The 6,352-nt window shown below is 69.7% G+C and carries 4 protein-coding genes; 1 reads left to right on the plus strand and 3 read right to left on the minus strand.

Annotation, left to right across the window (positions count from 1 at the left end; all coding sequences use genetic code 11):
- Positions 1-28 precede the first annotated feature (28 nt).
- Genes FZ029_RS31515 through dnaE form a run of 3 tightly spaced genes read right to left on the minus strand, consistent with a single transcriptional unit; the run spans position 29 to position 5,357 of the window.
- On the minus strand, positions 29-985 hold the full coding sequence (locus tag FZ029_RS31515; RefSeq protein ID WP_247892592.1) for a heparan-alpha-glucosaminide N-acetyltransferase: 957 nt from the start codon (positions 983-985) through the stop codon (positions 29-31).
- Positions 982-1,869 (minus strand): hypothetical protein, encoded by an 888-nt coding sequence (locus FZ029_RS31520; RefSeq protein WP_149274010.1) that lies wholly within the window; start codon positions 1,867-1,869, stop codon positions 982-984. The genes FZ029_RS31515 and FZ029_RS31520 overlap by 4 nt, the downstream gene beginning before the upstream one ends.
- The gene (gene dnaE, locus FZ029_RS31525) at positions 1,866-5,357 is read right to left on the minus strand and encodes a DNA polymerase III subunit alpha (protein WP_149274012.1); all 3,492 of its coding nucleotides are present in this window, start codon (positions 5,355-5,357) and stop codon (positions 1,866-1,868) included. The genes FZ029_RS31520 and dnaE overlap by 4 nt, the downstream gene beginning before the upstream one ends.
- A gap of 109 nt (positions 5,358-5,466) precedes the next feature.
- Here dnaE and FZ029_RS31530 point away from each other — a divergent pair, with 109 nt between their 5' ends.
- Positions 5,467-6,150, plus strand: a complete 684-nt coding sequence (locus FZ029_RS31530) for a hypothetical protein (protein ID WP_247892593.1) — start codon at positions 5,467-5,469, stop codon at positions 6,148-6,150.
- Positions 6,151-6,352 lie beyond the last annotated feature (202 nt).

Raw genomic sequence — 6,352 nt, forward strand, 5'->3', positions numbered from 1 at the left:
AGAACCGGGGCCGGTCCGACCGCTGCCGTCAGGGCTTGCGACAGGCGGCGACCGCAGCCTCAAGGCCGCGCTGATCGCGCTCGCTGAGGCGGTTGGCGACGAATCCCTCCCACACCCCGTTCCGCACCAGTTCCGACTGCACGCAGCGGCAATTGGCGGTGCAGGTCGCCGACGACACCCCGGCGCGCTCGCAACTCGACACGCACGCCGCCTGGAAATCGCGTGCGGCAGGCGTCTCCACCGGCGACAGCTGCGCCGCGGCCCAGGCGATGCCGAACAGCAGCGGCTGGTGCAGCAGATAGACCGCAAGGCTGTGCCGCCCGGCCCATGCCAGAAGCCGCCCGCCGCCGCCGGTCACCTCCACGCCCTCGCCCATCGCCGGCCACAGCCGCGCCAGCCCGATTCCGGCCAGAACGCCGCCGATCCAGGGCAGCAGCGGGACGAAGTCGTTGGAGTCCGGCGCCACCGTGGTCAGCCCGATCCAGCGCAGCCACGGGCTGTCGAACAGCGGGAGGCTTTGCGTCGTCCCGATCAGCACCGCGGCAGCCGCCGTCGCCAGGGTCAGGGCGGCGGGCAGGCGGACGAAGGCGAGGCCGATGACGCTCGCCACTGCGATGTGGTGCAGCACGCCGAAGAAGATCGGGCTGTCGGGGAACAGGGCGTAGGACGCCGCCGACACCGCCGCCGCCCCGGCCGCCACCCGTCCCAGCCGGCGAAGGAAGCGCCCCGGATCGAGCCCGTCGCGGGTCGCCAGCACCAGCCCGATGCCGGCCAGCAGCAGGAAGCTGGACAGGATCACGGCGCGCGCCGCCAGCCACAGCGGATCGCCCAGCAGGTCGAAGCGGGCGAGCCCGAAATAGGTGGCGTCCCAGCTGCCGTGATAGGCCGCCATCGCGACCAGCGCCAGCCCGCGCGCCACGTCGATGGCCGGACGGCGGGCGCCCCGCGCAAGGTCCTGTGCCGGCGCGATGCCGATTGCCGTCATGATCCGGTCATCCCCACCCCGAAAATCCATCCCTCTTGCCGCCGCACGGTGTCGTCCAGTCCCGGCGGCGTCCAGGCTGCCGCCTTTGCCGCGAGCCAGCGCAGGCCGGCGGCCGACACCAGCGCGTCGCTGTCATGGTCGCTGACCATACCGGACCGCTGCAACGGGTGCGAGCCCAGCCGACGCAATGCCTCGTCCATTTCTGCGCCGTCGCGGATCTTGCGCTGGCCGAAGCCGGTGTGTTTCAGGAACAGGCGCGGGTAGATCTCCACCATCACGCTTGTCCCCGGCGCCGGATCCTCGAAGGGCCAGACCGCCAGCCGGCCGGGCAGGGCGGTGCGCAGCGCGCTCAGCACCCGCATGCCGGCCAGCGCGCCCTTGCCGACCTGCTTTGACCCGATCAGCTTGTAGGGGCTCTGCGGGTGGCCCAGCCCGTCGGCGCGGCAGGCCCATTCGGTGGCGCGGTGCGGGTCCTCGTACCAGTCCGGCTGCGGCCCGCCATGCCAGAAGCCCAGCCCGTGCAGCGGATGGCTGGCGAAGGGGCCGCCACCGAAGTCCGGCTCACCGGCGCAGACCTCCTCCACCGCGTCCCACAGGTCGAAGACCGTCGCCTGCCGGCCGGGAAAGCCGCGCGCCGCCACCGCGAAGGGCAGGGAGAAGGCGCAGTCGATGCCGACCAGCGCCGGTTCGCGCGGCAGTTCCGCGCGCAGCCACTCGAACACCGCCGTCCGCGACCACCAGCCGCCGGGACCCTCGACCAGCCTGGGGGCGGCGTCGCCTGCAACGCACTCCGCCACCGCGATGCCGGCATAGCGTTTGCCGCGGGCGCCGGACCAGTCGATGGCGATGAAGCGGCCGAAGGCGGGCGCCGCCGCCTTGCTCACAGTTCCGCCACCTCCACCACGCCCGGCACCGCCTTCAGCGCCGAGCGGCTCTGCGCGGTGATGGTGTAGCTGCCGGGAAGCTCGATCTCGATCTCCTTCAGCGGGTCGACCTCCACCAGCACGTTGATGCGGCTCTTGCCGCGCGACAGCCGGTCGAGCGTGGCGCGCAGATGCTCGATCGGGCCGGGGTCGCGCAGCACGACGCGCAGGCCGGCGCTGACCGAGGCGACGGCCTCCTCCAGCGGCTTGATCTCCTGGCAGGTCAGCCGGGTCTCTTCGCCGTTCAACTGGACGTCGACGGTCAGCAGAACCGCGTTGCCCGGCTCCAGCAGGGCGCGGTTGGCCGCCAGGATTTCCGAGAACAGCGTGACCTCGTAGCCGCCGGCGGCGTCCGACAGCTCGACGAAGGCGAAGCGGTTGCCGGACTTGGAGGTCTTCTCCTTCTTCGACACGATGATGCCGGCCATGGCGCGGCGGGTCATGCCGCCGGCCTTGGCGACGTTCGCCAAATCGGCCGAGCGCACCACCTTCATGCGGCCGAGCGGGCCGGAATAGGCGTCCAGCGGGTGGGCCGACAGGTAGAAGCCGATAGCGCCGAACTCGTGCTTCAGCTTTTCCAGCGGTTCCCAATCCTTGACCTTGGGCATGTCGGGTTCGGGCAGGCCGCCCCCACCGCCGCCGAACAGGTTGCCGATGCCGCTGTCGCGCTCCGCCGCCTCCGCCTGGGCGTAGCGGATGATGGTCTCCAGGGCGGCATGGACCTGGGCGCGGTTGGGATTCAGCCCGTCGAAGGCGCCGGCGCAGGCGAGGTTCTCAAGCTGGCGCTTGTTGATGGTCTTGAGGTCCAGCCGGCGGGCGAAGTCGAACAGGCTCTTGAACGGGCCGTTCTTCCGCCGCTCCTCCACCACCGCCCTCATGGCGGGCTGGCCGACGCCCTTGACGGCGGCCAGCGCGTAACGCACCGCCTTGGTGCCGTCGGCCAACTGCTCCACCCCGAAGATGGAGTCGGACTTGTTGATGTCCGGCGTCAGCAGCTTGATGCGCAGCCGGGCCAGCTCCTGGCGGAAGATGTTCAGCTTGTCGGTGTTGCCGAGGTCGAGCGTCATCGACGCCGCCATGAACTCCACCGGGTGGTTCGCCTTCAGATAGGCGGTGTGGTAGGCGACCAGGGCATAGGCGGCGGCGTGGCTCTTGTTGAAGCCGTAGCCGGCGAACTTCATGACCTGATCGAAGATCATGCTGGCCAGATCGGCCTTCACGCCGCGCGCCTCCGCGCCGTCGCAGAAGATCTTGCGCTGGTTGTCCATCTCCTCCTTGATCTTCTTGCCCATGGCGCGGCGCAGAAGATCGGCGCCGCCCAGCGAATAGCCGGACAGCACCTGGGCGATCTGCATGACCTGTTCCTGGTAGATCATGATCCCGAAGGTCTCCTTCAGGATGCCTTCCAGGCTGTCATGCATGTAGTCGGCTTTTTCCTCGCCGTTCTTCACCCGGATGTATTTCGGGATGTTGTCCATCGGGCCGGGACGGTAGAGCGACACCAGCGCGATGATGTCCTCCAGCCGGTTCGGCTTCAGCCGGCGCAGAACGTCGCGCATGCCCGAGCTTTCCAGCTGGAACACGCCGGTCGCCTCGGCCCGGCTGAGCAGCTGGTAGCTCTTCTCGTCGTCCAGCGGGACGGTGGTCAGGTCCGGCTTCTCGGGGATCAGGTCGACCGCCGTCTTCAGCACGGTCAGCGTCTTCAGGCCGAGGAAGTCGAACTTCACCAGACCGGCCTGTTCGACATACTTCATGTTGAACTGGGTGACCGGCATGTCGGAGCGCGGGTCTCGGTACAGCGGCACCAGTTCCTGCAGGGGCCGGTCGGCGATCACCACGCCGGCGGCGTGGGTCGAGGCGTGGCGGTAGAGACCCTCCAGCTTCAGCGCGATGTCGATCAGGTGGCGGACGGTGTCGTCGCCGTCGCGCGCCTGCCGCAGCATCTCCTCGCTGTCCAGCGCCTGCTGGAGCGTCACCGGGTTGGCCGGGTTGTTCGGCACCATCTTGCAGATCTTGTCGACCTGCCCGTAGGGCATCTGCAAAACGCGGCCGACGTCGCGCAGAACGGCGCGGGCCTGCAGCTTACCGAAGGTGATGATCTGGGCGACGCGGTCGTAGCCGTACTTGTTCTGGACGTAGCGGATGACCTCTTCGCGGCGGTCCTGGCAGAAGTCGATGTCGAAGTCGGGCATCGACACGCGTTCGGGGTTCAGGAAGCGTTCGAACAGCAGGCCGAAGCGCAGCGGGTCGAGGTCGGTGATGGTCAGCGCCCAGGCGACGACGGAGCCGGCGCCCGAACCGCGGCCGGGGCCGACGGGGATGTCGTGGTTCTTCGCCCATTTGATGAAGTCCGACACGATCAGGAAGTAGCCGGGGAACTTCATCTTGACGATGACGTCCAGCTCGAACTCCAGCCGCTCGAAATAGGTCTTGCGGGTTTCCTCGCGCTGTTCCGGCGTCATGTCGGGGGTGAAGACGACCTTCTCCAGCCGCATCTCCAGGCCGGCGCGCGACTGGGCGCGCAGCTCGTCATCCTCGGTCCGGCCGCCTTCGCAGGCAAAGGGCGGCAGGATCGGCTTGATCGGCTTCAGCAGGAAGGAGCAGCGCCGGGCGATGGCCACCGTGTTGTCCACCGCCTCCGGCAGGTCGGCGAACAGCAGACGCATCTCCTCCGCCGACTTGAAGCGGTGGTCGGGGGTCAGGCGGCGGCGGTCCTCCTGGCTGAGATAGGCGCCCTCGGCGATGCAGAGCAGCGCGTCGTGCGCCTCGTACATGTCCGCGGTGGCGAAATAGCAGTCGTTGGTGGCGACCAGCGGCAGGTCGTGGGCATAGGCGAGGTCGATCAGCGCCGGCTCGACGGCGTTCTCCACCGTGGCGAAATGGCCGCGCCCGCCCTCGTGCCGCTGCAGCTCGACATAGAGGCGGCCGGGGAAGAGGCGTTTCAGCCGCTCCAGCACATCGAGCGCCAGATCCTTCTGCCCCTCGTGCAGCAGCCGGCCGACCGAGCCGCCGGGGCCGCCGGTCAGCGCGATCAGCCCGGCGGACCGCCCCTCCAGCGCATCCAGCGTCACCTGCGGGCCGGCCAGCGGGTCCGACTCCAGGAAGGCCTTGGACACCAGCGCCGTCAGGTTGCGGTAACCCTCCTCGTTCTGGCAGAGCAGGACGAGCTGGTCGGGGGTGGCCGCCGCCTTGCCGGGCAAGCCCGGCTTTGTCTGGGCCGGGCCGACGCGGGTGATGCCCAGCACGGTGCCGATGATCGGCTGAACGCCGGCATCCGACGCCGCCAGTGCGAATTCCAGCGCGCCGAACAGGTTGCCGGTGTCGGTGACCGCGACGGCCGGCATCTGCTGTTTCAGGCAGAGCTTGACCAGCTCCTTCACCTTGATGGCGCCTTCCGACAGCGAATAGGCGGAATGGACGCGCAGGTGGATGAAGTCGGCGTGGGGCATGGCAACCGGAGATTTGCTGCGAAATGGGCCCCTGGTTCTAGCACAGCCGGAACGGTTCCCGCGACGGTCGCGCGGGCGCATGCGAACGTGGTATGGAAGTCGCCGCATCATGACCAGGGATGGGGAGGACGCCGCGATGGATCGGCCGCACCTTGCACCCGTCGTCCGACTGCGGCCGGCCTTCAGGGACCGCCGCGCCGTCCGGGCGGCGACGCCTTCGACCCTGCTGACCGGGGCCCTGCTGGCCGGCTTGGCGCTGGCGCTTTCCGCCTGCGAGACCGTGCCGCCGCCGCCGGCGGCAGCGCCGCCCGCCGCCGGGCTGGAGGACGGGCCGGCCAAGCCCTTCGGTTCCGGCAAGGGCTGGACCGTCACCATCCACACGCCGCCGAGCGGCAAGCGTTTCTGCGTCGCGGAGCGCGGGATCCCGGTCGGCCAGAACGCGGCGCCGCGTCTGACCTTCCGCACCGCCTCCACCGAATCGGGCTTCATCCTGTCGGGCTTCACCCCGTCGGACAGCGGGGCCGTGGTGAAGCCCGGCGAACGCTACGACCTGACCGTCAGCCCCGACCTGGGAACGCGCCTGTCGCTGAGCGCCCGCGGCCTGCCCAACGGCAGCCTCTATGTCGCCGTGCCGACCAAGGGCTTTCTGGAGGAGATGGAGCCGCTGGCCCGCGCCCACCGCGTCAGCTTCCGCAGCACCGGCCTTGGGGAACTCGGCACGATGCTGCTGGCGGGATCGTCCTGGGCGATCAACGCGTCGGACGAATGCCGGATCCTGCACGCGGACTCGTGAGGGTTTGCAAGTCCTGACGAGAAACGATTGACGTTTGATCCGCTTCACGTTGGTTGTCATCATCAGCTTCTCTCGGGCGGGATCCCCCCCCCCCCCGGGGGGGGGGCCGGGGGGGGGGGGGGGGGAACCCATGGTTCCGCCAGGCGTGGGGCGGGGCGCCCCCCCGGGAGGGCGCCCCCCCCCCGCCTTGGCCCCCCCCCCG

The organism is Azospirillum sp. Sh1, assembly GCF_008365135.1.
Lineage (GTDB): Bacteria > Pseudomonadota > Alphaproteobacteria > Azospirillales > Azospirillaceae > Azospirillum > Azospirillum oryzae.

What these genes read in the sequence shown, in the direction of transcription:
- dnaE (WP_149274012.1), bottom strand. Translation starts at nt 5,357, where the DNA reads ATGCCCCACGCCGACTTCATCCACCTGCGCGTCCATTCCGCCTATTCG.
- FZ029_RS31515 (WP_247892592.1), bottom strand. Translation starts at nt 985, where the DNA reads ATGACGGCAATCGGCATCGCGCCGGCACAGGACCTTGCGCGGGGCGCC.
- FZ029_RS31530 (WP_247892593.1), top strand. Translation starts at nt 5,467, where the DNA reads ATGACCAGGGATGGGGAGGACGCCGCGATGGATCGGCCGCACCTTGCA.